Genomic DNA, 23,236 nt, shown 5'->3' on the forward strand with positions numbered 1-23,236 from the left:
TGCAGGGACAGCGCGAGGCGCCCCCCTCTGGCCTGCCGGCCATCTCCCCCTCGAGGGGGGAGATTGGCAGCTCCCGCGTCGCGATATTTGCTCCGGCGTTAGCGATTGGCGAAAGCCATCGTGACATCCGATCTCCCCCCTTGAGGGGGAGATGTCCGGCAGGACAGAGGGGGGTAGGCGGCGGCGAAGCAAGAAAGGGAATGCCATACCGAAGGCATGCGGAATACAGGCCGGGTTTGTCAATCCTGCAGCACGCCGCCCGCGCCTTCGAGCGCCTCTCGGGTGTCGACATCGACGGACGCGCCCTCGCCGATCTCGACATCGATGACATCGAGCCCCTCGGCCTCGACCAGATGGCGTGCGCCGGTATCGCCTTCGAGATGGGCGACGGCCGCGAACAACGAGCGCGGCAGGAGCACCGGATTGCCGCGCTTGCCTTCATGCGAGGCGCGAACCACGGAATTGCCTCCGGCCGCGCGGAACGCATCGATCAGCCGGTCGAGGTCGCCAGGCGCCACGCCGGGCATGTCTCCAAGAACGATCATTGCACCGGCGACGTCTTGCGGCAGATAGGCAATTCCGGCCTTCAGGGACGTGGACAGGCCATCGGCAAAGTCGGGATTGTCGGCGAAGGTGACGTCGAGGCCAGACAAGGCCGCGCGCACCCGCTCGCGCTGATGGCCGGTGACGACGATCGTGTCCGAAGCCTTCGAGGCGAGAGCGCGTTTGGTGGTGCGGCGCACCAGCGGTTGGCCGTCGAACAGCGCCATCAGCTTGTTCGGTCCGCCCATGCGGCTCGACTGGCCCGCCGCCAGAAGCACGATCCCGACCTTGAGCCGGTTTTTGGCCGGCAGCGGCTCGCGCGGCTGCGGCCGCGTCGGTATCTCCATGAGCAGGCCGCCGACGCCCATGCCGGCGATGTCGCGCGCGGTGACATCGAGGCCGGCAATCAACCGGTCGAGCACCCAGTCGAAGCCGTTCTCCTTGGGGCTGCGGGCGCAGCCAGGCGCGCCGATGACGCGCTTGCCGCCGAGTGTTCCCAGCACCAGCAGATTGCCGGGATCGACCGGCATGCCCGCGCGGACAACAGTCCCCCCGGCTCTCTCGATCGCCGCGGGAACGACGTCGGCGAAATCGCTCATGGCGGAAGCCCCGAAGATCACCACCATGTCGTTGTCGCGCGCAAGCGCAATGGCAGCCTCGGCGACAGGGGCGATCTCATGCGGCGTGCGGCGCTCCGCCGTCAGCCTGCCGCCCGAGCGCGCCAGCCTGGCTTCGGTGACGCGCAACGTCTTGTCGAGCACACCAGGTTTGGTGCCCGGCAGCACGGTCTGGATGACACCGACACGCACCGGCCGATAGGCGTTGACGGCAAAGATTTCTCCGCCGGCGCAGATTTTCATCACGGCGTCGACCAGCGCGGAAGAGACCGCGAAGGGAATGATCTTCACCGTCGCGACCATCTGGCCCTTCTCGACCGGCGCGTGCCGGGCCAGTGTGGCGATGGTGATGGCGGGGTCGACGGCATTGATGGCGTCGATGACAGCGGCATTGACCGTGAAAATACCTGCCGCCGTGGCGTGGAGATTGACCCGACCGGTCGCGGCAGGCTTTGCCTCGATGCCGCCAAAGGTCATGCCCTGCGCAATTCTTTGCGCCGCGGCGTCCTCGCCGAGATCGTCCGGAGCCAGCACGGCCGCAACGACCTCCGAGATACCCGCCCCTTTGAGTATGGAGACATCTTCGGCGCTCAGCCTGTGCGCCTTGCGAAACCGCTTTTCGCCAGCGGTGGTGGCATGGGCCAGCACCGCCCCCTCGGCCGCCTCGATCGGGATCGGACCGAATTTCACGCCGCCGCGCCTTTCGCATCCAGGCCGCGCGAGCGGAAGGCAAGGATTGTCTGCGCGAGAATGGCGACGGCGATCTCGGCGGGGCTTGCCGCCCCGATATCCAGCCCGATCGGCGCGTGGATACGCGCGATCTGGTCGGCACTCGCGCCCAGCGCCAGCAGACGCTCGACGCGCTTTGCATGCGTCTTTCGGCTGCCGAGCGCCCCGATATAGAAACAGTTGGCGTCGAGTGCCGCCTTCAGCGCGAAATCATCGATCTTCGGGTCATGAGTGACGGCGGCGAGCGCGGTGTAACTGTCGAGCGGCTGGCGCTGCAGCACGTCCTGCGGCCAGTCGGCATGCAAGGCGACGTCGGGAAACCGGTCCGGTGTGGCGAAGGCAGTGCGCGGATCGATGATCTCCAGCGGATAGCCGGCGATCCGGGCCATCGGCGCGAGCGCCTGACTGATATGCACGGCGCCGATCACTACCAGGCGCGGCTGCGGCAGATGCGCATTGAGAAAGAAGGTCCGTCCTTCCGCCTCGACGGAGCCGGAATTGCCGGATCGAAATGCCCTAGCGATCGCCGCTCCGAGATCACCGGCGACCTGATCGCCCTCCCGCACGATACGACCGCGACCATCACCGAGATCGGTGACGAGGATCGCCGCGCGGCGGGCGCGTCGTTCGGCATTGAGCGTTTTCAGCGCATAGGGATCCATCCGAGGTCAGCCCAATCGCTCGACATAAACCTTGATGCGGCCGCCACAGGACAGGCCCACCTGCCAGGCCGTCTCGTCGGCAACTCCGAACTCGAGCATTCTGGCCTTGCCGGAGCCGATGACGTCGACCGCCTCGGTCACGACGGCACCCTCGACGCAGCCACCCGAAACGGAACCATGGAAATTGCCATCGGCATCGATGACAAGGTGGCTGCCGACGGGGCGTGGCGCCGAACCCCAGGTCTCGACCACGGTCGCGATAGCGACATCCTTGCCGTCCTTCATCCAGGCTTCCGCGATGATCAGCGGGTCGCGGGCCTCATCGAGATAAATGCTGTCGCTCATCGTTGCTTCTTTCAGGATCTGTTTTTCCAGGGTTCGGGAAACATATGGCTATGCGGCGTGCCTCGCGCCAGCACCCATCCACCGCCGCGGATCGACCGAAAGCGCCGATTTCTTGTCGAGCGAAGCGCAGAGATCGGCGAGCGCGTCGAGATTGTGCACCGAGCGGAATTCGTCGACATGCGGCAGCATCGCCTTGACGCCCCGGGCGCGCGCCTGAAAACCATCGAAGCGCAACAACGGATTCAGCCAGATCAGCCGCCGGCAGGATTTGTGCAGCCGCTCCATCTCTTCCGACAAGCCCACGACATCGTCGCGCTCCAGTCCGTCGGTAATCAGAAGCACCACCGCGCCCTGTCCCAGCACGCGTCGCGACCATACAAGGTTGAACTCGGCCAGCGTATTGCCGATGCGCGTGCCGCCCGACCAGTCCTTGACCGCCGCCGAGCAATCGGCAAGGGCGGCATCGGGATCGCGGTGGCGCATCTGCCGGGTCAAATTGGTCAACCGCGTGCCGAAGACGAAGGTGTGCACGCGCCGGCGCTTTTCCGTCAGCGCGTGGAGGAAATGCAGGAAGATGCGCGTGTACTGGCTCATCGAACCGGAAATGTCTGCCAGTACCACCAGCGGCGGGTGTGTTTCGCGGACCGAGCGGAATTTCGGCAGGATCAATTCACCGCCGGTGCGCGCCGCCGAGCGCATCATGGCACGCGGATCGATGCGGCGGCCCTGTGCATCGACCTTGAACCGCCTCGTCCGCACCATGTCGAAAGGCAATCGCAGCTCGGCGATAGCCTTCTTGGCATCGGCCATCTCGGCAGCGTTCATCTGCGCGAAATCCTTGCCCCGCAACACCTCGTTGCCGGAGAAAGTGAAGCGGGCGTCGACTTCGATCTCAGGGACTTCCTGCGGTGGTTGCTTTTTCTGGTGGCCTTCGAACATAGCCTGGCTGACGCGGTTTTCGGCCGCGCGCGGCTTCTGCTTCTGCCTGACGTCAGGCGCCACCGGCGAAAACATCGCCAGCAGCTTTTCGATCAGTTCGCGCGATTTCCAGAACAGCCTGAAGGCTTCGTCGAAGGTCGGGTGATCCTCGTGCCTGGACACCAGAACGGCATGCAGGGTCCAGTAGAAATCCGCGCGCGAGCCGATGCCGGCGACGAGCACCGCCTCGATTGCGTCCTTGACCGAGGCCGGCCCGACCCGCATGCCGGCCTTGCGCAAGGTGCGGGCGAAATAGACGATGTTGTCGGCGATCCGCCCGTCTTCGGTCGCCTCTCTGGGGTCGGGACGCGACGTCTCCATTGCCGCTACTCCGCCGCCGCGAGCTCGGCCTTGACCTCGTCGAGGATGCGCCGGCCCTCACCCGCACCGATGCGGGCAATGTCGTCCTGGTATTTTAGCAGCACGCCGATCGTGTCGGACACGGTCTCCGGATCCAGCGCCACCTTGTCGAGTTCGGTCAGTGCACCGGCCCAGTCGATGGTCTCGGCGACGCCCGGCATCTTGAACAGCTCGAGCTGGCGCAGCTTCTGGATGAAGGACACCACTTCGGCCGAAAGCCGCTGGTTGGCCCGAGGCACCTTGCGGCGCACGATCTCCAGCTCGCGTTCCGCATTGGGATAGTCGACCCAGTGATAGAGGCAGCGCCGCTTCAGCGCGTCGTGGATCTCACGGGTGCGGTTGGTGGTGATGATGACGATTGGCGGCTCTTCCGCCTTGATCGTGCCGAGTTCAGGCACCGTCACCTGGAAGTCGGAGAGGATTTCGAGCAGGAAAGCTTCGAACGCCTCGTCGGTGCGGTCGAGCTCGTCGATCAGGAAGACCGGGGCCGCGCCCGTCTTGCCTGTCAGCGCATCGAGCACCGGCCTGCGGATCAGGTATTTTTCGGAGAACACATTGCGTTCCATGGCGGAGCGCTCGACCTTGCCGGCAGCCTCCTCCATGCGGATTTCGATCATCTGTGCGGCGTAATTCCATTCATAGACCGCCGAGGAGATGTCGAGCCCCTCATAGCACTGCAGGCGGATGAGCCGGCGGCCAAGCGCCTCTGCCAACACCTTGGCGATCTCGGTCTTGCCGACGCCGGCCTCGCCCTCGAGGAAAAGCGGCCGTTTCATGCGCAGCGACAGGAAAAGCACCGTTGCCAGCGACCGGTCCGCGACATAGTCCGCGCCGGTCAGCAGATCGAGCGTCTCGTCGATCGTCCGCGGCACGGCGCGCGGTTTCAAGTCGCTCATTCTTTCTCCGTGGGTGCGACCGCCCCACTTTCCAGGACGTGGTAGCCGCGCGCGTGATAGATCAGCGGCCGCAAATTATCGCCCATGCGCAGGCCTGTCACCTTGCCAAAAAGCACACGATGGGTGGCCAGGTCCTTGGTGTCGATCAGCTCGCAGTCGAATACGGCGAGTGCGCCCTTCAGCGTCGGCGCGCCGGTGGAAATCACGTCCCATTCGCCGAGCGCGAAGCGCTCTTCGACCGGCAACCCAGTCATGCCGGAGAACCCAATCGACAGGGGCTCCTGGTGCGAAGCCAGCGTGTTCAAGGCAAACCTGCCGTTCTTCACGAACGGTTCGTTCTTGGGGTTTTCACGGTTGAGGCAGACCAGAATGGTCGGCGGCGTGTCCGACACGGAACAGGCCGCGATCACCGTCGCGCCACGCTTGCCGGCGGGTCCATCGGTGGTCACCACATGGACGTGACCGGCAAAATGGCTCATCGCGTCGCGATAGGCCTGCGGTCCAATATCATTCTTCTTCAGCACCGGAAGTTTTCCATGGCCATTGTTCGCCTGACATATATGGCCAGACATCACATGCCACAAGCGAAGTGCTTGGCCCATATCCCGAATTCGCGTGTTGCACCAAGGCCGGACAGCCTTTAGGTCTTGGCGGGAATTGGTGCTGCGCGCGTGTCGCGGGCTTGGAGGAACGGTTCGGCAGGATGCGATCCGGGGCAACGATATCCATCGCGCTGGCTTGGCTGTTGCTGACCGGCGCCGCCGGCGCCCAGACGCTGACGATCGGCGTCGCCGCGCCCCTGTCGGGACCTTCGGCCATCCTCGGCAGGCAGATCGAGGCCGGCGCCCGGCTGGCGGCAGAGGCGAACGGCATTGAGCTCAAGACCGTGGATGACGCCTGCACCGGCGACGGCGGCGGCGCGGCAGCCAGGGAGTTCGTGGCGGCCAAGGTCAATGTCGTGATCGGCTTCCTCTGCACGCAGGCGATCGAGGCGGCGATGCCTGTCCTGAAGGACGCCAGCATCCCGGTCATCACCGTCGGCGTGCGAACCGAAAGCCTGACCGACCGCCGCGCCAAGACGGGCTGGCCGGTCTATCGCCTCGGGCCGCGTGGCGATGACGAGCGCAACGCTGTCGCCTCTAACCTCACCCGGCTGTGGCGTGACGAATTGTTCGCCATCATCGATGACGGCACCATCTATGGCCGCGAAATCGCCGAGACATTTCGCGCAGCGGCGGAGCAGGCAGCGCTGAAACCGGTCTTCGTCGACACGTTCCGGCCGCAACTCGACAACCAGATCGGCCTGGTCGGGCGGCTGAAAAAGGCCGGCGCTACGCATGTCTTTGTCGGAGGCGACGGCGACGACATCGCCATCATGGGGCGCGATGCCGCCCAACTCCAGACGGGCATCGTTCTTGCCGGCGGCGAAAACCTGCGCACGCCGCCCGGCGACATTCCTTATGCAACGGGCACGCTGATGATCGCGCCGCCCGAATGGGCCGATGTCGCCGACCCAAAAGTTTTGGAGAGCTTCTCCGCGCAAAAAATCGTGCCGGATGGCTACGCCTTGCCGGCCTATGCGGCGGTCGAGATCGCCAAGGCAGCGGCGGTGGACACCGCAAGCTCCGGCAAGCCGCTGACCGACGCACTCACCGGGCATGATTTCACCACGGCGATCGGGCCGGTCCGATTCGACGCCAAGGGCGACCTCAGCCAGAGCCCCTACCGTGTCTTCCGCTTCGACGGCACCCGCTTCGTGCCCTTGGAAAACAACTGATGTTCCGTACAGGCCCGCGCAACCTCATATCAGACGTTGCCGGCCTGCGCGTCGGCAATGCTTCCGATGCCAGGCTGAAATCCGGCGTGACGACTGTCCTTTGCGACGAGCCGGCGGTGGCGGGTGTGCAAATCCTTGGGGGCGCGCCAGGCACACGCGAGACGGATCTGCTGGAACCGCACAATGCTATCGAGACAATCCATGCCGTCGTGCTGTCGGGTGGTTCGGCTTTCGGCCTCGATGCTGCGTCCGGCGTGCAGGCCGCACTGCGCGAACGCGGCATCGGCTTCGAGGTGGGCGGCTTCCGGGTACCGATCGTGCCGGCTGCAATCCTGTTCGACCTGCGCAATGGCGGCGACAAGGACTGGGGCCGTTATCCACCCTATCGCGACCTCGGCTACGAGTCGGTACAAGCTGCGGCCGTCGATTTCCAACTTGGCACAACCGGCGCCGGTACCGGTGCGCTGACTTCGGGCCTGAAGGGCGGCCTGGGGTCCGCCTCGACACTGCTCGACAATGGCGTCACCATCGGTGCGCTGGCCGCCGTCAACCCGACCGGCTCGGTGACCGTCGGCCGCACCCGCCATTTCTGGGCGGCACCCTTTGAAATCGGCGATGAATTCGGCAGGCTCGGTTATCCATCGCCCATGCCCGAAGACGCCAAGCGGATCTTGCTGAAATACCGCGACAAGGATCACGGGCGGCAGATGGAAAGCGGCGACAACACGACCATCGCAGTCATCGCGACAGACGCGGTCCTCACCAAGGCCGCCGCGAAACGCCTGGCGATTTCGGCGCATGACGGCTTCGTGCGCGCCATCTGGCCGACGCATACGCCGGCCGACGGCGACCTGGTGTTCGCGCTGGCGACCGGCAGGAGTGGGGTCGAACTCACCGCCGACGCGGCAGTCGATCTCTACGCCGCCGCCGGTGCCACCATGGCACGCGCCATCAGCCGTGGCGTGTTTGCCGCGACGCCAGCCGGCAACGATCTGTTTCCCGTCTGGTCGTCACGCCCCGGCTAAGCCTTCGATCAAATCGGATCGGATTTCTCTTCCTCGAACGTCACCGCGACATCGGAATTCGCGGACAGCCACACCTTCTTGCCATCGACCTCGGCAACCAGGGCCAGGGAAATATAGTGGTGATGGCCTTTGTGAGCGCCCTCGCCGCTGTCGGCCTTGGTCAGCTTGATGCGCTGGCCATCGACCTTGTCGACGGTTCCGATATGCACGCCATCGGCGCCGACGACTTCCATGTGCTCACGAATTTTGCTGGTGTCGGTCATGTCAGGTTCTCCATTGGGGTGGTTGCCATTGGGACTGCCGACAATAACAAATGGCGAGCGGATTGGATGCATCGGCTGTGGTCCGCACCACGTTTTGATTTCTATTTCCGCTTGACCAGCCTCTGGTTTGCGCGGCAGCAACGTTGAGCATTTTGCCCGCCTCTGTTAGGACGCGGCCAACGCAACGCGAAGCTGGAAATCAATCCGTATGATCCCTCGCTACTCCCGGCCGGAAATGGTCGCCATCTGGTCGCCCGAAACCCGGTTTCGCATCTGGTTCGAAATCGAGGCCCATGCCTGCGATGCGCTGGCCGAACTGGGCGTTATCCCCAAGGAAGCGGCCAAAACCATCTGGGAAAAGGGAAGCGCGGCGGAATTCGACGTCGAGAAGATCGACGCGATCGAGCGCGTCACCAAGCATGACGTCATAGCCTTCCTCACCCATCTTGCCGAATTCGTCGGACCCGACGCGCGCTTCATCCATCAGGGCATGACGTCTTCGGACGTGCTCGACACATGCTTTGCCGTGCAACTCACCCGCGCCAGCGACATCCTGCTCGCCGACATCGATGCGTTGCTTGCCGCACTCAAGCGCCGCGCCTTCGAGCACAAGGACACCGTCACCATCGGCCGCAGCCACGGCATCCATGCCGAGCCGACCACTTTCGGCATCAAGCTGGCGCAGGCCTATGCCGAATTCTCGCGCTGCCGCGAGCGGCTGGTGCACGCGCGCGAAGACATTGCCACATGCGCGATTTCAGGGGCGGTCGGCACGTTCGCCAACATCGAGCCCTATGTCGAGGAGCATGTGGCTCAAAAGCTGGGACTGAAGCCGGAACCGGTATCGACGCAAGTGATCCCGCGCGACCGCCACGCCATGTTCTTCGCCACGCTCGGCGTCATCGCCTCCTCGATCGAGCGGCTGGCGATCGAGGTCCGGCACCTGCAGCGCACCGAAGTGCTGGAAGCGGAAGAGTATTTTTCGCCGGGCCAGAAAGGCTCGTCGGCGATGCCGCACAAGCGCAACCCGGTGCTGACCGAAAACCTCACCGGCCTTGCCCGCATGGTGCGTTCCATGGCGCTGCCGGCGATGGAGAACGTGGCGCTCTGGCATGAGCGCGACATCTCGCACTCCTCGGTCGAGCGCATGATCGGCCCGGACGCCACCGTGACGCTCGATTTCGCGCTGTCACGCCTGACCAGCGTCGTCGACAAGCTGGTCGTCTATCCCGAGAACATGTTGAACAACATGAACAAATTCCGCGGCCTGGTGCATTCCCAGCGCGTGATGCTGGCGCTGACGCAGGCCGGCCTGTCGCGCGAGGACTCCTACCGGCTGGTGCAGCGCAACGCCATGAAAGTATGGGAACAAGGCGCTGATTTCCTTGAGGAACTTCTGGCTGACAAGGAAGTGACCGCAGCGCTGCCGGAGGCGCAAATCCGCGAGAAGTTCGACCTGGGCTACCACACCAAGCACGTCGACACGATTTTCAAGCGGGTGTTCGGGGAGGCGTGAATACAGCTTCCTTCTCCCCGTCACTATACGGGGAGAAGGTGCCGGCAGGCGGATGAGGGGCGGCGCCGACCTCGGCGATGAACCCTCGTCGGCTTCGACAATCTCGAGACTCTGGCGCTGCCCCTCATTGCCCTGCCGGGCATTTCTCCCCGTATAGTGACGGGGAGAAAGACGCTCGCGCCGACGTTTTCGCCAATCAAGCCTTCCCCGGCACGGTCCTGATCACCGTGCCCCAGGGGTCCTCACGGGTCGTTGCGCTGCTCACATTGTCCGAACGCATCTCGACCCAGGCAAGGCCGGAGCGGGACGGGTCGCGGCGGCCAGCGCCGGCGCTCTGCCAGGCATTGGCGCCGATGTGGTGATGGTAATGGCCTGACGACAGGAACACCGCCTGGCCGCCATATTTGGCCACCGTGTCGAACCCGAACTCCTGGTTCCACCAGGCTTCCGCCTCTTCCGGCCTGCCGACGCGCAGATGGACGTGGCCGACAATGCTGTTTTCCGGCGCTCCTTGCCAGCCCGCGTCGCCGGCCGGCACTTCGGCAACGACAGAAGGAATGTTCATCCGCTCGGTCGCCATGGCGATCTTGTCGCTGTTCCATTTCCAGTCCTGCGGGCGGCGGTCGGCATAGATCTCGATGCCGTTGCCCTCGGGATCGGTCAGGTACAGCGCTTCGCTGACCAGATGGTCCGAAGCCCCCTCGATGGCGATCTTGTCTGCGATGGCGTGGTTGATCCAGCGGCCGAGATCGGCGCGGCTGGGCAGGAGGAATGCCGTGTGGAAGAGGCCGGCGCTGCGCGGATCGTCTGGCTTGGCGGACACGTCCGGTTCAAGCACCAGCAGCGGACGGTCGGCTGCGCCCAGGGTGATCGCGCCATCGGCACGGCTCAGTTCCTGCAGGCCGACAACCCGTCGGTAATAGGCCGCGAGGCTTTCGGCATCACGCGCCTTCAGCCCGACCCGGGCGACGCTCACCGGCGTGGTGGCGGCAAATGGCAGTTCGCTCATCATTGTCTCCGTTGCGGCAACGTTTCGCGAAGTTCCCAAAGCCAGGAGCCCGGCGCCGCCGATCATTGTACGTCGTGTCAGCGCCAAAATCCCGGTCCTCCACGGCTGTTTCTTTCCCAACAGACATCGTCGATCGCCATCGTTCACACAAGAGAGCGAAAAGCGAACATGGTGTTCACCATTGCGAGCGCAGGGCGCGTCCATCAACGGTTGCATCAGACAATCGCCCTCGCTATCTCAGCGCCATGAAAGTCAAAGACGCAGATATTCTGATCATCCCCGGATACACCAATTCCGGACCCGAGCATTGGCAGACTCGCTGGCAATCGAAGCTGTCGACGGCGCGACGCGTGGAACAGGCGGAGTGGTCGAAGCCGGTGCGCGAGGACTGGACGGCGAGCGTGGCCAAGGCGGTCAACGAGGCGCAGAGAGCTGTCGTTCTCGTCGCCCATTCACTGGGAGTGGCCGCGGCCGTACAGGCCATTCCACAATTTCAGAAGTCGGTCGCCGGCGCCTTCTTCGTGGCGCCGCCCGACGTCGCCAACCCCACGATCAAACCGAGGCATCTGATGACCTTCGGCCCTTATCCGCGCGAGCCGCTGCCGTTTCCGTCGATCGTGATCGCCAGCCGCAACGATCCCTTTTGCCCCTTCGATGTCGCCGAGGACATCGCCGGCGCCTGGGGCTCGCTGTTCATCGACGCCGGCGAGACCGGTCATCTCAGCGAGGATTCAGGTTTTGGCCCCTGGCCCGAGGGATCGATGACCTTCGCCAAGTTCCTGACGGACCTGAAGGCTTAGAGCGGTTCAGCGCTTGATAGAATCGCCGACCCGCTCTAACTCTTTGTTTTCACGCAATTCCCTAGGGAAAGCGCCACGCGCTTTTCCTGGAATTGCTCTGGCGTCAGGCGCCAATCGAATCCTTGATGCCCTTGAGCAAGGTCTTTGCTCCCAGCGAAATCAGCGCATGCTCGGAGCCCGTGGCGAGCAGGCGGTAGCCCATCGACACGACGCGGCCGGCGATAGCCGGTTCGACGACGTAAATTGCCGCATGCTTGCCGGCCTTGCGGGTGCGCTCGGCAACCGAGGCCACCGTCTCCATCATGCTTTCCAGCGTGGAATTGACCGTGGCGCCTTGTGTCCAGGCGATCGAGAAATCGGATGGCCCGAGGAAAATGCCATCGATGCCCGGCGTATCGAGGATGCCGTCGAGCGCATCGAGCGCGGCGCGCGTCTCGACCATCGCAAACGCCATGGTACGCTGATTGGCGTCACGCAGCCATTCGGCATAGTCGCCCTTGCCATGGCGGGGGAAGGCATAGGTCGGGCCCCACGAGCGCTCGCCGAGCGGGGGATATTTCATGGCGGCGGCGAACAGCTTTGCATCGGCCACCGAGTTGACCATCGGCGCAATGACCGCTTCGGCGCCGAAATCGAGGGCACGGCTGGCCATGTCGAAACGGCCAACGGGAATGCGCACCAGCGCCGGCTTGCCCACAGCCAGTACCGGTGCCAGGCCGCGCAGGACGCTGTCCTCGTGATGGCCGCCATGCTGCATGTCGAGTGTGACCGCATCGAAGTCCTGCCTGGCGAGGATCTCCACGGTCAGGGCATCCGGCACGCCCGACCAGGCGGTGACCAGCGTTTCATCGGCGGCAAGACGGGACTTCAGGGACATCTAATCTCTTCCTTGTTAACGCCGGCAGTTTCAGCCGGAAACCGCCGCAAAGGCAAAGAAAAACCGCCCGGATCGGCCGGGCGGTCGATTGGTCCAGTAAGAGGCCGGATTAGGTGTTCCTGATCTGCTCGATCGCCTGCGCCATCAGTTCGTCCATGGTGCGGCGGATCTGGTGATCGGACTGGTCGACGCCCGCAGCGTCGAAATCCTTGCGGATCTTGCGGAACACGTCATGGTCGCCGGCTTCCTCGATGTCGGAAACAACGACTTCCTTGGCGTAGGTGTCGGCGTCAGGACCGGATTTTCCGAGCTTTTCGGCGGCCCACAAACCAAGCGCCTTGTTGCGCCGCGCCGAGGCCTTGAACCGAAGCTCTTCGTCGAATGCAAATTTGCGCTCGAAGCCCTCTTCGCGGTCTTTCATGCTGCTCATGGCGTCCCTCCGGGTCAAATCCGATTCGTTGGCAGGTGAATATGTGTGTTGCCGAAGCACAAACCAAAAGGTCGCGGGCCGGTCAATATGCTTCGTCGTATGCTGCGCTGCGGCATTTCAGTCCCGAAAGCGGTTGATTGGAAGGATTTGCCGATTGAGCAAACGGTGTGATTGGGATAGACCCGGCATTGAACGCCACCGTCGCCGCATTAATTCAGGCGGACGGGCAGGTAGTGGTCGCTTGCCGCCTGCCCGCAAATCCAGAGAAAAATTCAAATGAAAAATCGCCGCCGCATTTATGAAGGCAAGGCCAAGATCCTCTATGAAGGACCCGAGCCGGGCACGCTGATCCAGTTCTTCAAGGACGACGCAACCGCGTTCAACAAGAAGAAGCACGAGGTCATCGACGGCAAGGGTGTGCTCAACAACCGCATTTCCGAATACATCTTCAATCATTTGAACCGCATGGGCATTCCGACCCACTTCATCCGCCGGCTCAACATGCGCGAGCAGTTGATCAAGGAGGTCGAGATCATCCCGCTCGAAGTGGTGGTGCGCAATGTCGCCGCCGGTTCGCTGTCCAAGCGCCTCGGCATCGAGGAAGGCACCGTCCTGCCGCGCTCGATCATCGAATTCTACTACAAGGCCGACGCGCTCGACGATCCGATGGTTTCGGAAGAGCACATCACGGCGTTCGGCTGGGCAAGCCCGCAGGAGATCGACGACGTCATGGCGCTCGCCATCCGCGTCAACGATTTCCTCTCCGGCTTGTTCATGGGCGTCGGAATCCAGCTCGTCGACTTCAAGATCGAGTGCGGCCGCCTGTTCGAGGGCGATATGATGCGCATCGTCGTGGCCGACGAGATTTCGCCGGACTCCTGCCGCCTGTGGGACGTGGCGACGCAGGACAAGCTCGACAAGGACCGTTTCCGCCGCGACATGGGTGGCCTCGTCGAGGCCTATCAGGAAGTCGCCCGCCGCCTCGGCATCATGAACGAGAACGAGCCGCCGCGTCCCACCGGTCCGGTGCTGGTCGCCTCGACCGACGGCCTCAAAGGCAAGCCGCACTGACAGCGACTTGCAACCCGATATTCAGAACAGGAGCACGTCCAGCGTGATCAAGGCCCGCATTACCGTCACCCTCAAGAACGGCGTTCTCGACCCGCAAGGCAAGGCAATCGAACACGCGCTGTCGGGACTGGGCTTCGAAGGCGTCGGCGCGGTGCGGCAGGGCAAGGTGTTCGACGTCGAACTGGCGGAAAGCGACAAGGCCAAGGCCGAAGCCGATCTGAAAGCCATGTGCGACAAGCTGCTGGCAAATACGGTGATTGAGAATTATAGTGTGACGCTTACCTGAGGTTGTACCAGAGGGACTGGTGGCCGAGATCGATAGCAGTTTGATCTCTGAAGTCCTCAAGTCGATTCAGTCGCGCTGGGACAGGATGGATTGACGCTTGGAGAGGTTAAATCCGAGCTTGGCTCCATCCGAGGTCCTCTGATAGCATTGAGAGTGACGTGAAGAACATCTATGGTGTGCTCGCTCGTCAGAATGATCGGGTTGAACGTATCGAACGGGCGACTAGAGAGCACCTAAAACGACGGCCAACTTGTAAACAGCGTGCGTTCCTATGATTAGCAAACCTGCCGCAGCTATCATATAAAATGCCCACGTTGGCTTCTTTGCCGACTGATATACGTCGCTGTACTTAGCACGTATTGCTAATATTTCGGCACGAAACCGAGGATCCTTTGGCAAATCATCGTAGTCACGGTGAAAGTATATGGCCAGAAAGCGGGACATACCCATCGACATAAGAATCCATGTCCAAAATAAAATGCAGGCACTTATTATATAGATACGGATAAAATCAACATTGTGACTTTGAGAGCATGCGTCTGCAATACTTAGATGCCGCATGATAAGCCTTCGACCTACTGATTCAAGCCAAAATCCGTTGTCTTTCATAGCCAATGCCAGCAAGACAAGAAGAAATGCCAATATTGCGAGAAGCAACTTGAGATATCGAACCCCGTTCGAAGGATCAAGGATGGCAGCGATGCCCACGGCCACCATGAGACCTAACAGCACGAGGCAGACCGTCAGCCCGTAGACAATCTGCGCCATAATGAGACTGGCAAAAGATGAAGAGCAAAGTCCAAGGTCGACCTCTAGCGAAAACATTCTCGAAAACGCCGTCGCGAAGCTAGCGTCGGCCTGAGAGAAAAATGCATAGATGAATGCCGACAAAAGCATCACCGTGGTACCGGAGACGCCAGACGCCCATCGGCCGTCTTCGTGTTTGAATTCCAAGCCGCTCTTCAAATTTGTCTGCCCGGTTTGCAGCCGATAAATAGCTCAAAAGCCTTAACCGGCGCTTGACCCGCAACTACGCTGCCGATACGCCAAAACTGGATATGCCTCCTGACTCAATTGGACATGCCATGAAATCAGCCGTCGTCCTTCTCCCTGGCCTCAACCGAGACCGCGACATGATCGCGGCGCTGACCAAGATTTCCGGACAGGCGCCGGCAACCGTCTGGCAGACCGACACCGAAATCCCCGATGTCGACCTGATCGCCATTCCGGGCGGCTTCTCCTTCGGTGACTATCTGCGCTGCGGTGCGATCGCGGCACGCATGCCGGTGATGCGGGCGGTCGCCGAAAAAGCGGCAAAGGGCGTGATGGTGATCGGCGTCTGCAACGGGTTCCAGATCCTGGTCGAGGCGGGGCTGCTGCCCGGCGCGCTGATGCGCAACACCTCGCTGAAGTTCGTCTGCCGGCAGGTCAAGCTCGAAATCGCCAACGCCAACACCATGTTCACCCGCCGCTACCAGCCGGGCCAGATCATCCGCTCGCCGGTGGCGCATCATGACGGCAATTACTTTGCCGACGCCGACACGCTTGCCCGTCTCGAAGGCGAAGGCCAGGTGGTGTTCCGCTATGCCGAAGGCACCAATCCGAACGGCTCGATCAACGACATTGCCGGCATCGTCAGTGAACAAGGCAATGTGCTTGGCCTGATGCCGCATCCCGAGAACCTGATAGAAGCGGCGCATGGCGGCAATGACGGCAGGGCGCTGTTCGAAGGCGCCTTGGGCATTGCCGCTTGAAGTTTGCAACCGCAACCTCGAGAATTGCGGCAGTTCAAAATCATAGCGTGAGGGAGAGACGGTCATGAAACTCTATTCGCGGCCGCTGTCGCCCTACTCGTCGATCGTTCGGGCACTGGCCTATATCAAGGACGTGCCACTCAAGATCATCGCGCCGCCGCCGGGTTTTCCGATCCCCGAGAAGTTTCGCGCCATATCGCCGATGAACCGGATTCCGGTTCTGATCACCGGCTCGGGCGAAACGATCGTCGAATCGGTGGTCATCGCCGAGTATCTCGAAGAACGGTTTCCCGAACCGGCGCTGTTGCCGCCCGATTCGAAGGACCGCGCGCTGGTGCGCATGTTCGCGCGCATCACCGATCTCGATGTGCTGACGCCGACGATGAAGCTTTTCGAGCTGCATTTCGTGCCGAAGCGCAACACTGCCGAGATCGACGCCCAGTTCGCCCGTCTCCACCATGGGCTGGCGGCCATCGAGGCGCGCATGGCGCAAGGCCCCTTCGCGCTCGGCAACGACATCAGCCTTGCAGATGCCTGGCTGACGCCGACACGGTTCATCCTCAACAATTTCCGCGCCATGACAGGCCGCCACGACCTGCTCGACGCCTACCCCAAATTCGATGCCTATCAGCAGATCGCCTCGCAGCATCCCGCATTGTCCAGGGTATGGGGCGAGATGACCGACGGCTTGAAGATCTTTCCGTCCGAACTCGAAATGGGTGCCGCTTGATCAAGAACAGGACGATCGCCCTGATCGCCGCGTCAGGCTTTGCCTTGGCATCGTGCCAGTCGAGCCCCAAGAGCACGCCCGTGCCGTCGGGCAAAAGTGCCGCGCTGCTGGCGATGGAACAGGTGGCGATATCGGCTCACAAATGCTGGATCGCCAGCAAGGATCCGGCCTTCAAGCAATATCAGATGGCCAATGAGCTGAACTCGTTCAGCGGCCAGCCGCGCTTCCTGCTGGTGCCGGCCAAGCACTATGGCGGCAAACCCTTGCTGGTCGTGCAGGCGCAGGGGAATTCAAGCCATGTCGACGTCTTCGGACCGTTGATGAACGACCCGCTTGGCGCACGCATCAGCTCGGATGTCGCGCGCTGGCAGGCCGGCAATCCGGCCTGCGCAGCCACAGCCTGAGCCAGCCATGGGCCGGTTCCTGCAGACCGCAGGGTTGGTTGTTGGCCTGATAGCGCTTGCCCTGCAGTTCTCGATCACCATTCCGGCATCGATGGAAGCCGGCCGCGGCCTGCTCGGCTCGATCGTGTTCTATTTCAGCTTCTTCACCATCCTGACCAACATTGGCGCCGTGCTGGTCCACACCTCGCTGTTGTCATCCAGCGGCTATGCTTGGCTGCCGGCCTTTGCCGGACCACGGATGCGCGCGGGCGTCGCGGTTTCGATCACTCTGGTCTTCATTGTCTATGCCTCCGTGCTGGCGCGGCTCTGGCAGCCACAAGGCCTGTTCCTGCTTTGCGACGTCCTGCTGCACTATGTGACGCCGGTGCTGTATGTCCTGTGGTGGCTGATATCAGGCGCCGACGGCAGAACGAGATGGAGCGACATCTCCTGGTGGGTTGTCTATCCCATCGCCTATCTGGCCTATGCGCTGGCCCGGGCGCCGCTGGCGGGCGAGGTGCCCTACCCCTTTCTCGATATCGCCAGGAACGGCGTCGAGAGCGTCACTGTAGCGGCGCTCGCCATCACCGCGCTGTTCGTGGCGATATGCGTCGTCGCCGTTTTCGTCGATCACGGCATCAAGCGCCTCAGGAGCAAAGGCGCCCGATAGGCCGGGTGCTATTCCCAGAGCCGCTTGATGCCCTCGCGGTGAGCGTCGCAGCGCGAGAGGCCGATGTCTTTGAGTTGATCGTCGGTCATCTCCAGCAGTGCCAGCCGGCCGCGCCGGCGTTCCAGCAGATGGTCGATCCATTTCGCCAGCGACTTGACCACTCGCACAAGCCGGCCGACGAAGCCGCGCTGCCCGGACGGGCGAGCAGGCTGGCGGAGTAATTCGGTTCTCGGGTGGTGGAATGTTCCGATTGTATCCATTTTCTTTCTGCCAGAATATAAATTGCACCCTTTTTAGCGCGCTATTGATATGTATTGATATGTATTGACTCCCAAAACGGTGCAATATAGAAAATTGTCACCATGACAAATTGGATTCCAGATCTCACGGGTTCAGGTCCGCTGTATCAACGGCTCGCGGATTCCATCGAAGCGGATATCGACCGGGGTGTGATCGGCGCCGGGGCAAAGCTGCCACCACAGCGCGACCTCGCCTACGACATAGGCGCCACGGTCGGCACTGTCGGCCGGGCCTATCAATTGCTGCGTGAGCGCGGCCTCGTCAGCGGCGAGGTCGGACGGGGCACCTATGTGCTGGGCGACAGCACTGGCGTTACAAAGGAGGCCCCCGACACCAGCGTCGAAGGCACACGTTCTGTCGATGCCCCCAAGGACAAGCTGCGTTTCGACAGCACGGCGGCCCCTGACATCGGCCAGGGTGCGATTGTCGCCGACGTCCTGTCGCGCGCCGCGCAGGACCATCCGCATGAGATTTCGAGCTACACGCGCGATTTCCCGGATCGCTGGTACGAAGCCGGCGCCCGCTGGCTGTCACGGAACGCCTTTCGGCCAACGACCGATACAATCGTCCCCACTCTCGGCACTCATGCCGCGGTGATGGCCGCGATTGCGGCCCTGACGACGCCGGGCGACTATGTCGCCTTCGAGCACCTCACCTATTCGCAGATTTCCCGCAGCGCCGGTCTGATCGGCCGGCGCACCGCGCTTGTGGCCTCGGACGATGAAGGCCTCGATCCGGCGGATTTCGAACGCGTCTGCGCGCAAAAGCATCCCAAGATGATATTTCTGATACCAACGGCGCAGAATCCGACCTTGGTGACCTTGTCGCCGACGCGCCGCGAGGCGATCGCGCGTGTCGCCCGTGAATACAACGTCATCCTGATCGAGGACGACCTCTACGGCCATCTGACCGACGACCCGACACCGCTGCTTGCCGAATTTGCGCCCGAACGCACCATCATTGCCGGCGGCCTGTCGAAATCGGTCGCCGCCGGCCTGCGTGGCGGCTGGCTCTCCTGCCCGCCCGCCTATCGCCACCGCATCCGTGTCGCCCACAAGATGATGACCGGCGGCATGCCATTCCTGTTGGCGGAGGTGAATGCCCGGCTGGTGCTTTCCGGTCAGGCCGGCGAAATTCGCAAGCGCAGCATCGCGGAGATCAGCGCCCGCATGTCCATAGTGCGCGAAAGTCTGGCGGGCTTCTCATTCAAGTCGCACGACAAAGTGCCGTTCGTCTGGCTCACCCTGCCCGATCCCTGGCTTTCCGGCACCTTCAAGAATGCCTGCCTGGAGCACGGCGTGCTGATCGACGATGAGGATGAATTCAAGGCTGGGCGCTCGGAGCGGGTTTTCCATGGGGTGCGCTTCGGTGTTTCGCAGCCGAGGCGGCGCGAGGATATTGCGGGCGGCGTCGCGGTGATCAGGCGGCTTCTGGACGAAGGCCGCGCAGGTTACGACAGCTTTTCCTGAACCGTGCGCCCCCCAGCTTGCCCCGAGACGCCGCCTTGCGAAATTGGGACTTGAACCGGACTCGGATCAGCCTTCTGCCTTGAAGTTTTTGGCTTCCTTCTCGGCCTTGTCCTTACCGTGCTTCTCGGCCAATTCCTTGGCTTGCTGCGGCGAAACGTCGGTGGTCTCCGCAATATGGAGAGCCTCCTTGTCCGAGAGGCGATTGTCGTTCTTGCCTTGCTTGGTAGCCATGATCCTGTCTCCTGAGTGATAGGGACCTAACGACCGGGGGATCATGGCGTTCCCCATTTGGCTTTACGGGGCTCCAATAGCTGGCCGGGCGCCTTTCGTCGCTCACGGAAGGGCCTGGCGCGATCCATAGTGGTCATCACCCTGTTGCTTTCTGCCTTTTTCCTCCGCCGACGGGTGTATCGTCTGCAAAGCTTGCGATAAGAGGAGACTCAAAATCCCTGCTCCATGGACATAAATCGCCGCCCATGACCATTTCCAATTCCGTGCCGATCACACCGGACCTCATCGCCGCGCATGGGCTGAAGCCCGACGAGTATCAGCGCATATTGGATCTGGTCGGACGCGAACCGAGCTTTACCGAACTCGGCATTTTCTCGGCGATGTGGAACGAGCACTGCTCCTACAAATCCTCGAAGAAATGGCTGCGCACCTTGCCGACCACCGGTCCGCAGGTCATCCAAGGCCCGGGCGAGAATGCCGGCGTGGTCGACATCGGCGACGGAGACTGTGTCGTCTTCAAGATGGAAAGCCACAACCACCCGTCCTTCATCGAGCCTTATCAGGGTGCGGCGACCGGCGTTGGCGGCATCTTGCGCGACGTCTTCACCATGGGCGCGCGACCGATCGCGGCGATGAACGCGCTGCGCTTCGGTGCGCCCGACCATCCCAAGACCAGGCATCTCGTCGCCGGCGTGGTTTCCGGCGTCGGTGGCTACGGCAATGCCTTCGGCGTGCCGACGGTCGGCGGCGAGGTCAATTTCGACGCCCGCTACAACGGCAACATCCTGGTCAACGCCTTCGCCGCGGGCCTTGCCAAGACCGATGCCATCTTCCTGTCCGAGGCAAAGGGCGTCGGCCTGCCGGTCGTATATCTCGGCGCCAAGACCGGCCGCGACGGCGTCGGCGGCGCCACCATGGCCTCGGCCGAATTCGACGACAAGATCGACGAGAAGCGCCCGACCGTGCAGGTCGGCGACCCTTTCACCGAAAAATGCCTGTTGGAGGCTTCTCTCGAACTGATGGCCTCGGGCGCCGTCATCGCCATCCAGGACATGGGTGCGGCCGGCCTCACCTGTTCGGCGGTCGAAATGGGCGCCAAGGGCGACCTCGGCATCGAGCTCGACCTCGACAAGGTACCGGTGCGCGAAGAGCGCATGAGCGCCTACGAGATGATGCTGTCGGAAAGCCAGGAGCGTATGCTGATGGTGCTGCGCCCCGAAAAGGAAAAGGAAGCCGAGGCGATCTTCCACAAATGGGGCCTCGACTTCGCTATCGTCGGCAAGACCACCGACGATCTGCGCTTCCGCGTGCGGCACCAGGGCGACGAAGTCGCCGACCTGCCGATCAAGGATCTCGGCGACAAGGCTCCCGAATACGACCGCCCGTGGGTGGAATCCAAGAAGCCGGCGCCGCTTGCCGCCAACGACATCCCGCAAGCCGACCTCGCCGATGCGCTGCTGAAGCTGCTGGGCGGACCGGACCTGTCCTCGCGTCGCTGGGTGTGGGAACAGTACGACACGCTGATCCAGGGCAATTCGCTGCAGATTCCGGGCGGGGATGCCGGCGTGGTGCGCGTGGAGGGACATCCGACCAAGGCGCTGGCCTTCTCCTCCGACGTGACGCCGCGCTACTGCGAAGCCGACCCCTATGAGGGCGGCAAGCAGGCGGTGGCCGAATGCTGGCGCAATTTGACCGCTACGGGCGCACTGCCGCTCGCTGCCACCGACAATCTCAATTTCGGCAATCCCGAACGGCCAGAGATCATGGGCCAGCTGGTCGGCGCGGTGAAGGGCATTGGCGACGCCTGCCGGGCGCTTGGTTTCCCGATCGTGTCCGGCAACGTCTCGCTCTACAACGAAACCAACGGCCAGGGCATCCTGCCGACACCGACCATCGGCGGCGTCGGCCTGATATCGGACTGGTCGAAGATGGCGCGGATCGGCTTTGCGGCGGAAGGCCAGATGATCCTGCTGGTCGGCGCACCGGCTTCCTGGGGAACGCATCTTGGCCAGTCGGTTTATTTCAGGGATATCCACGGTCGCAGCGATGGCCCGCCGCCGCCGGTCGATCTCGAGCACGAGAAGCGCGTCGGCGACCATGTACGCTCGTTGATCGCGTCCGGCATCGTCACGGCGGCGCATGACGTCTCCGACGGCGGCATCGCGGTGGCGCTGGCCGAAATGGCGATGGCGTCGGGCATCGGCGCGACCGTTCCCGGACTGGTCGGTACCCATCCGATCCCGGTCTGGTTCGGCGAAGACCAGGGCCGCTATCTCCTGACGCTGTCGATCGATCCGCATGGCGATGAATGGGACGCTATCCGCAAGCAGCAGGGCGAACTGGGCATCTTCGCGCCGTGGATCGGCTCGACGGGGGGCAACGCGCTGAAACTCGGCGATGCCAGGGCAATCCCGGTCAGCGATCTGACCGCCGCTCATGAAGGCTGGTTCCCGCGTTTCATGGATCAGGCCAGTTGACGAGAGCATGATCCCGAAAAGTGGAAACCGGTTTTCGGAAAAGATCCTGCTCAATCATAAGAAACTGGCCGTACGGGCGCTGCTTGCAGTCGTCTTCTGGCCGGCGCTGTTCTTCTTCTGGTGCCTCGGGCCGTTCGTCTTCTTCCTGCTGTCGACGACATCGAGTGAGGTTTGTCCCAGGCTGGAAACACGCGCCGAATTTCTCGCCGCGGCCAACGATACGCTTCCGATGCTGGTCCTGCAGAACCTCATCTATGCGGTTCCGATCGTCTGCCTGGTGCTTTGGGACCGGCTCCTGCCGGAGCCAACGCGAGCCAGGCACATTATCACCTGCGTCAAGCTTTTCGCCGTCTCGGCCGTCTTGGGGGCCTTGTGGGAGTATGGCTCTTCGCTCATCTGCGATGGCTACGGCCAGCCGTTCTTCTCGCCTGCCTGGCAAATGACGAGCTATCTGCCGATCGCCAACCTGGCGGTCAACCTTCCCCTCTATGTGCTGGTTTTCAGCCTGGGCCGCGCCTTCTCGATGCGCGAGGATGAGCCGGCGCAGGGGCCGGGTGAAACCCTCTCCTGAACACCAACAGAACGGACACCGGACGGAACCGCTTCAATCCGGATTGGAAAGGCTTTAGGCTTGTCCGACTCTCATCGCATGAGCCGCCGCGCCGCCGCCCTCCCGAAACAGGAATTTCTGCAATGGCAATGGACGCCCACGACATCGAAAAACTGATCAAGGACGGCATACCGGATGCCCGCGTGACGATCCGCGACCTCGCCGGCGACGGCGACCATTACGCGGCCGAAGTCGTGGCCGAGAGCTTTCGGGGAAAAAGCCGCGTCCAGCAGCACCAGATGGTCTATGACGCACTGAAGGGCAATATGGGCGGCGTGCTGCATGCGCTGGCGCTGCAGACCAGCGTTCCCGACTGAGGCATTCCCACCCGACACGCTTGGCCCAAAACGGCCCATTCTTTGCGCCATTCGGGTGATGGCATGGCTAAAGTCTTGTTTCGGGCAACCTATGGGTTTATTTGAAAGACA

At 62.6% G+C, this 23,236-nt stretch carries 27 protein-coding genes; 14 read left to right on the forward strand and 13 right to left on the reverse strand.

The features are described from left to right. Positions 1 to 239: 239 nt before the first annotated feature. Genes FJW08_RS26165 through FJW08_RS26190 form a run of 6 tightly spaced genes read right to left on the reverse strand, consistent with a single transcriptional unit; the run spans position 240 to position 5,654 of the window. The gene (locus tag FJW08_RS26165; RefSeq protein ID WP_140812872.1) at positions 240 to 1,850 is read right to left on the reverse strand and encodes a molybdopterin-binding/glycosyltransferase family 2 protein; all 1,611 of its coding nucleotides are present in this window, start codon (positions 1,848 to 1,850) and stop codon (positions 240 to 242) included. Beyond that, on the reverse strand, positions 1,847 to 2,551 hold the full coding sequence (locus FJW08_RS26170) for an XdhC family protein (protein ID WP_140755140.1): 705 nt from the start codon (positions 2,549 to 2,551) through the stop codon (positions 1,847 to 1,849). Before FJW08_RS26170 ends, FJW08_RS26165 begins: the two co-directional genes overlap by 4 nt. Before the next feature lie 6 nt (positions 2,552 to 2,557). After that, a complete protein-coding gene (locus tag FJW08_RS26175; RefSeq protein WP_127280086.1) occupies positions 2,558 to 2,896 on the reverse strand; it encodes an XdhC family protein in 339 nt (112 codons plus the stop codon). Between the two features lie 48 nt (positions 2,897 to 2,944). Continuing rightward, positions 2,945 to 4,195 carry a VWA domain-containing protein gene (locus FJW08_RS26180; protein ID WP_140812873.1) on the reverse strand — a complete coding sequence of 417 codons (1,251 nt, stop codon included), beginning with the start codon at positions 4,193 to 4,195 and terminating at the stop codon, positions 2,945 to 2,947. Between the two features lie 5 nt (positions 4,196 to 4,200). Further along, positions 4,201 to 5,130 (reverse strand): MoxR family ATPase, encoded by a 930-nt coding sequence (locus FJW08_RS26185; RefSeq protein WP_140812874.1) that lies wholly within the window; start codon positions 5,128 to 5,130, stop codon positions 4,201 to 4,203. After that, positions 5,127 to 5,654 (reverse strand): flavin reductase, encoded by a 528-nt coding sequence (locus FJW08_RS26190; protein WP_140812875.1) that lies wholly within the window; start codon positions 5,652 to 5,654, stop codon positions 5,127 to 5,129. The genes FJW08_RS26185 and FJW08_RS26190 overlap by 4 nt, the downstream gene beginning before the upstream one ends. A gap of 179 nt (positions 5,655 to 5,833) precedes the next feature. Here FJW08_RS26190 and FJW08_RS26195 point away from each other — a divergent pair, with 179 nt between their 5' ends. Continuing rightward, positions 5,834 to 6,907 (forward strand): ABC transporter substrate-binding protein, encoded by a 1,074-nt coding sequence (locus FJW08_RS26195; RefSeq protein ID WP_140812876.1) that lies wholly within the window; start codon positions 5,834 to 5,836, stop codon positions 6,905 to 6,907. Next, the gene (locus FJW08_RS26200; RefSeq protein ID WP_140812877.1) at positions 6,907 to 7,932 is read left to right on the forward strand and encodes a P1 family peptidase; all 1,026 of its coding nucleotides are present in this window, start codon (positions 6,907 to 6,909) and stop codon (positions 7,930 to 7,932) included. Before FJW08_RS26195 ends, FJW08_RS26200 begins: the two co-directional genes overlap by 1 nt. 8 nt (positions 7,933 to 7,940) lie before the next feature. Here the strand turns inward: FJW08_RS26200 and FJW08_RS26205 are convergent, their stop codons facing one another. Next, entirely contained in the window at positions 7,941 to 8,195 is a 255-nt protein-coding gene (locus FJW08_RS26205; protein WP_140812878.1) for a DUF2171 domain-containing protein, read from the reverse strand. 208 nt (positions 8,196 to 8,403) lie between these two features. On the opposite strand from FJW08_RS26205, the gene purB reads away from it, so the two are divergent. Then, positions 8,404 to 9,711, forward strand: coding sequence for an adenylosuccinate lyase (purB, locus tag FJW08_RS26210; protein WP_140812879.1), 1,308 nt, complete (start codon positions 8,404 to 8,406; stop codon positions 9,709 to 9,711). Positions 9,712 to 9,907: 196 nt separating this feature from the next. Here purB and FJW08_RS26215 read toward each other — a convergent pair whose 3' ends face one another. Continuing rightward, on the reverse strand, positions 9,908 to 10,720 hold the full coding sequence (locus FJW08_RS26215) for a VOC family protein (protein ID WP_140812880.1): 813 nt from the start codon (positions 10,718 to 10,720) through the stop codon (positions 9,908 to 9,910). A gap of 245 nt (positions 10,721 to 10,965) precedes the next feature. Here FJW08_RS26215 and FJW08_RS26220 point away from each other — a divergent pair, with 245 nt between their 5' ends. Next, complete coding sequence (locus FJW08_RS26220; RefSeq protein ID WP_140812881.1) at positions 10,966 to 11,520, forward strand: alpha/beta hydrolase; 555 nt, start codon at positions 10,966 to 10,968, stop codon at positions 11,518 to 11,520. A gap of 103 nt (positions 11,521 to 11,623) precedes the next feature. On the opposite strand, the gene FJW08_RS26225 is transcribed toward FJW08_RS26220, so the two are convergent. Together FJW08_RS26225 and FJW08_RS26230 are read right to left on the reverse strand one after the other, a co-directional pair. Continuing rightward, entirely contained in the window at positions 11,624 to 12,397 is a 774-nt protein-coding gene (locus FJW08_RS26225; RefSeq protein ID WP_140812882.1) for an HpcH/HpaI aldolase/citrate lyase family protein, read from the reverse strand. A gap of 109 nt (positions 12,398 to 12,506) precedes the next feature. Further along, on the reverse strand, positions 12,507 to 12,827 hold the full coding sequence (locus FJW08_RS26230) for a DUF1476 domain-containing protein (RefSeq protein ID WP_140812883.1): 321 nt from the start codon (positions 12,825 to 12,827) through the stop codon (positions 12,507 to 12,509). Between the two features lie 276 nt (positions 12,828 to 13,103). Here FJW08_RS26230 and purC point away from each other — a divergent pair, with 276 nt between their 5' ends. Together purC and purS are read left to right on the forward strand one after the other, a co-directional pair. Next, complete coding sequence (purC, locus tag FJW08_RS26235) at positions 13,104 to 13,898, forward strand: phosphoribosylaminoimidazolesuccinocarboxamide synthase (RefSeq protein WP_013532127.1); 795 nt, start codon at positions 13,104 to 13,106, stop codon at positions 13,896 to 13,898. A 43-nt stretch (positions 13,899 to 13,941) separates the two neighbouring features. Next, complete coding sequence (gene purS / locus FJW08_RS26240; protein ID WP_140755162.1) at positions 13,942 to 14,184, forward strand: phosphoribosylformylglycinamidine synthase subunit PurS; 243 nt, start codon at positions 13,942 to 13,944, stop codon at positions 14,182 to 14,184. A gap of 222 nt (positions 14,185 to 14,406) precedes the next feature. Here the strand turns inward: purS and FJW08_RS26245 are convergent, their stop codons facing one another. Continuing rightward, positions 14,407 to 15,138 (reverse strand): hypothetical protein, encoded by a 732-nt coding sequence (locus tag FJW08_RS26245; RefSeq protein ID WP_140812884.1) that lies wholly within the window; start codon positions 15,136 to 15,138, stop codon positions 14,407 to 14,409. 131 nt (positions 15,139 to 15,269) lie between these two features. On the opposite strand from FJW08_RS26245, the gene purQ reads away from it, so the two are divergent. The 4 genes from purQ to FJW08_RS26265 all read left to right on the forward strand — a co-directional run bounded on the left by purQ (position 15,270) and on the right by FJW08_RS26265 (position 17,721). Beyond that, a complete protein-coding gene (gene purQ, locus FJW08_RS26250) occupies positions 15,270 to 15,938 on the forward strand; it encodes a phosphoribosylformylglycinamidine synthase subunit PurQ (protein WP_140755166.1) in 669 nt (222 codons plus the stop codon). A 64-nt stretch (positions 15,939 to 16,002) separates the two neighbouring features. Next, positions 16,003 to 16,668 (forward strand): glutathione S-transferase family protein, encoded by a 666-nt coding sequence (locus FJW08_RS26255; RefSeq protein ID WP_140812885.1) that lies wholly within the window; start codon positions 16,003 to 16,005, stop codon positions 16,666 to 16,668. Then, positions 16,665 to 17,072: a hypothetical protein gene (locus tag FJW08_RS26260; RefSeq protein ID WP_140812886.1), complete on the forward strand. Its 408-nt coding sequence runs from the start codon at positions 16,665 to 16,667 to the stop codon at positions 17,070 to 17,072. The genes FJW08_RS26255 and FJW08_RS26260 overlap by 4 nt, the downstream gene beginning before the upstream one ends. Positions 17,073 to 17,079: 7 nt before the next feature. Continuing rightward, the gene (locus FJW08_RS26265) at positions 17,080 to 17,721 is read left to right on the forward strand and encodes a Pr6Pr family membrane protein (RefSeq protein ID WP_140812887.1); all 642 of its coding nucleotides are present in this window, start codon (positions 17,080 to 17,082) and stop codon (positions 17,719 to 17,721) included. Positions 17,722 to 17,729: 8 nt separating this feature from the next. On the opposite strand, the gene FJW08_RS26270 is transcribed toward FJW08_RS26265, so the two are convergent. Then, on the reverse strand, positions 17,730 to 17,981 hold the full coding sequence (locus FJW08_RS26270) for a DUF1127 domain-containing protein (RefSeq protein WP_140812888.1): 252 nt from the start codon (positions 17,979 to 17,981) through the stop codon (positions 17,730 to 17,732). A 102-nt stretch (positions 17,982 to 18,083) separates the two neighbouring features. Here FJW08_RS26270 and FJW08_RS26275 point away from each other — a divergent pair, with 102 nt between their 5' ends. After that, positions 18,084 to 19,490, forward strand: coding sequence for a PLP-dependent aminotransferase family protein (locus tag FJW08_RS26275; RefSeq protein WP_140812889.1), 1,407 nt, complete (start codon positions 18,084 to 18,086; stop codon positions 19,488 to 19,490). A 66-nt stretch (positions 19,491 to 19,556) separates the two neighbouring features. Here FJW08_RS26275 and FJW08_RS32530 read toward each other — a convergent pair whose 3' ends face one another. Further along, positions 19,557 to 19,721 carry a hypothetical protein gene (locus tag FJW08_RS32530; protein ID WP_181183053.1) on the reverse strand — a complete coding sequence of 55 codons (165 nt, stop codon included), beginning with the start codon at positions 19,719 to 19,721 and terminating at the stop codon, positions 19,557 to 19,559. Between the two features lie 245 nt (positions 19,722 to 19,966). Here FJW08_RS32530 and purL point away from each other — a divergent pair, with 245 nt between their 5' ends. From purL to FJW08_RS26290, 3 genes are all read left to right on the forward strand, one after another. Further along, entirely contained in the window at positions 19,967 to 22,198 is a 2,232-nt protein-coding gene (gene purL / locus FJW08_RS26280; RefSeq protein WP_140812890.1) for a phosphoribosylformylglycinamidine synthase subunit PurL, read from the forward strand. A 7-nt stretch (positions 22,199 to 22,205) separates the two neighbouring features. Further along, positions 22,206 to 22,769, forward strand: a complete 564-nt coding sequence (locus tag FJW08_RS26285; RefSeq protein WP_140812891.1) for a hypothetical protein — start codon at positions 22,206 to 22,208, stop codon at positions 22,767 to 22,769. Between the two features lie 122 nt (positions 22,770 to 22,891). Continuing rightward, a complete protein-coding gene (locus FJW08_RS26290; RefSeq protein ID WP_015318146.1) occupies positions 22,892 to 23,125 on the forward strand; it encodes a BolA family transcriptional regulator in 234 nt (77 codons plus the stop codon). The last annotated feature ends 111 nt before the right edge of the window (positions 23,126 to 23,236 follow it).

The organism is Mesorhizobium sp. B3-2-1, from assembly GCF_006439515.1.
In the GTDB taxonomy this organism is placed as follows: domain Bacteria; phylum Pseudomonadota; class Alphaproteobacteria; order Rhizobiales; family Rhizobiaceae; genus Mesorhizobium.

What these genes read in the sequence shown, in the direction of transcription:
- FJW08_RS26270 (WP_140812888.1), bottom strand. Translation starts at nt 17,981, where the DNA reads ATGGATACAATCGGAACATTCCACCACCCGAGAACCGAATTACTCCGC.
- FJW08_RS26195 (WP_140812876.1), top strand. Translation starts at nt 5,834, where the DNA reads ATGCGATCCGGGGCAACGATATCCATCGCGCTGGCTTGGCTGTTGCTG.
- FJW08_RS26205 (WP_140812878.1), bottom strand. Translation starts at nt 8,195, where the DNA reads ATGACCGACACCAGCAAAATTCGTGAGCACATGGAAGTCGTCGGCGCC.
- FJW08_RS26265 (WP_140812887.1), top strand. Translation starts at nt 17,080, where the DNA reads ATGGGCCGGTTCCTGCAGACCGCAGGGTTGGTTGTTGGCCTGATAGCG.
- FJW08_RS26220 (WP_140812881.1), top strand. Translation starts at nt 10,966, where the DNA reads ATGAAAGTCAAAGACGCAGATATTCTGATCATCCCCGGATACACCAAT.
- FJW08_RS26255 (WP_140812885.1), top strand. Translation starts at nt 16,003, where the DNA reads ATGAAACTCTATTCGCGGCCGCTGTCGCCCTACTCGTCGATCGTTCGG.
- purL (WP_140812890.1), top strand. Translation starts at nt 19,967, where the DNA reads ATGACCATTTCCAATTCCGTGCCGATCACACCGGACCTCATCGCCGCG.
- FJW08_RS26185 (WP_140812874.1), bottom strand. Translation starts at nt 5,130, where the DNA reads ATGAGCGACTTGAAACCGCGCGCCGTGCCGCGGACGATCGACGAGACG.
- FJW08_RS26225 (WP_140812882.1), bottom strand. Translation starts at nt 12,397, where the DNA reads ATGTCCCTGAAGTCCCGTCTTGCCGCCGATGAAACGCTGGTCACCGCC.
- FJW08_RS32530 (WP_181183053.1), bottom strand. Translation starts at nt 19,721, where the DNA reads ATGGCTACCAAGCAAGGCAAGAACGACAATCGCCTCTCGGACAAGGAG.
- FJW08_RS26230 (WP_140812883.1), bottom strand. Translation starts at nt 12,827, where the DNA reads ATGAGCAGCATGAAAGACCGCGAAGAGGGCTTCGAGCGCAAATTTGCA.
- purC (WP_013532127.1), top strand. Translation starts at nt 13,104, where the DNA reads ATGAAAAATCGCCGCCGCATTTATGAAGGCAAGGCCAAGATCCTCTAT.
- FJW08_RS26175 (WP_127280086.1), bottom strand. Translation starts at nt 2,896, where the DNA reads ATGAGCGACAGCATTTATCTCGATGAGGCCCGCGACCCGCTGATCATC.
- purB (WP_140812879.1), top strand. Translation starts at nt 8,404, where the DNA reads ATGATCCCTCGCTACTCCCGGCCGGAAATGGTCGCCATCTGGTCGCCC.
- purQ (WP_140755166.1), top strand. Translation starts at nt 15,270, where the DNA reads ATGAAATCAGCCGTCGTCCTTCTCCCTGGCCTCAACCGAGACCGCGAC.
- FJW08_RS26290 (WP_015318146.1), top strand. Translation starts at nt 22,892, where the DNA reads ATGGCAATGGACGCCCACGACATCGAAAAACTGATCAAGGACGGCATA.
- FJW08_RS26275 (WP_140812889.1), top strand. Translation starts at nt 18,084, where the DNA reads ATGACAAATTGGATTCCAGATCTCACGGGTTCAGGTCCGCTGTATCAA.
- FJW08_RS26200 (WP_140812877.1), top strand. Translation starts at nt 6,907, where the DNA reads ATGTTCCGTACAGGCCCGCGCAACCTCATATCAGACGTTGCCGGCCTG.
- FJW08_RS26170 (WP_140755140.1), bottom strand. Translation starts at nt 2,551, where the DNA reads ATGGATCCCTATGCGCTGAAAACGCTCAATGCCGAACGACGCGCCCGC.
- FJW08_RS26285 (WP_140812891.1), top strand. Translation starts at nt 22,206, where the DNA reads ATGATCCCGAAAAGTGGAAACCGGTTTTCGGAAAAGATCCTGCTCAAT.
- FJW08_RS26180 (WP_140812873.1), bottom strand. Translation starts at nt 4,195, where the DNA reads ATGGAGACGTCGCGTCCCGACCCCAGAGAGGCGACCGAAGACGGGCGG.
- FJW08_RS26215 (WP_140812880.1), bottom strand. Translation starts at nt 10,720, where the DNA reads ATGAGCGAACTGCCATTTGCCGCCACCACGCCGGTGAGCGTCGCCCGG.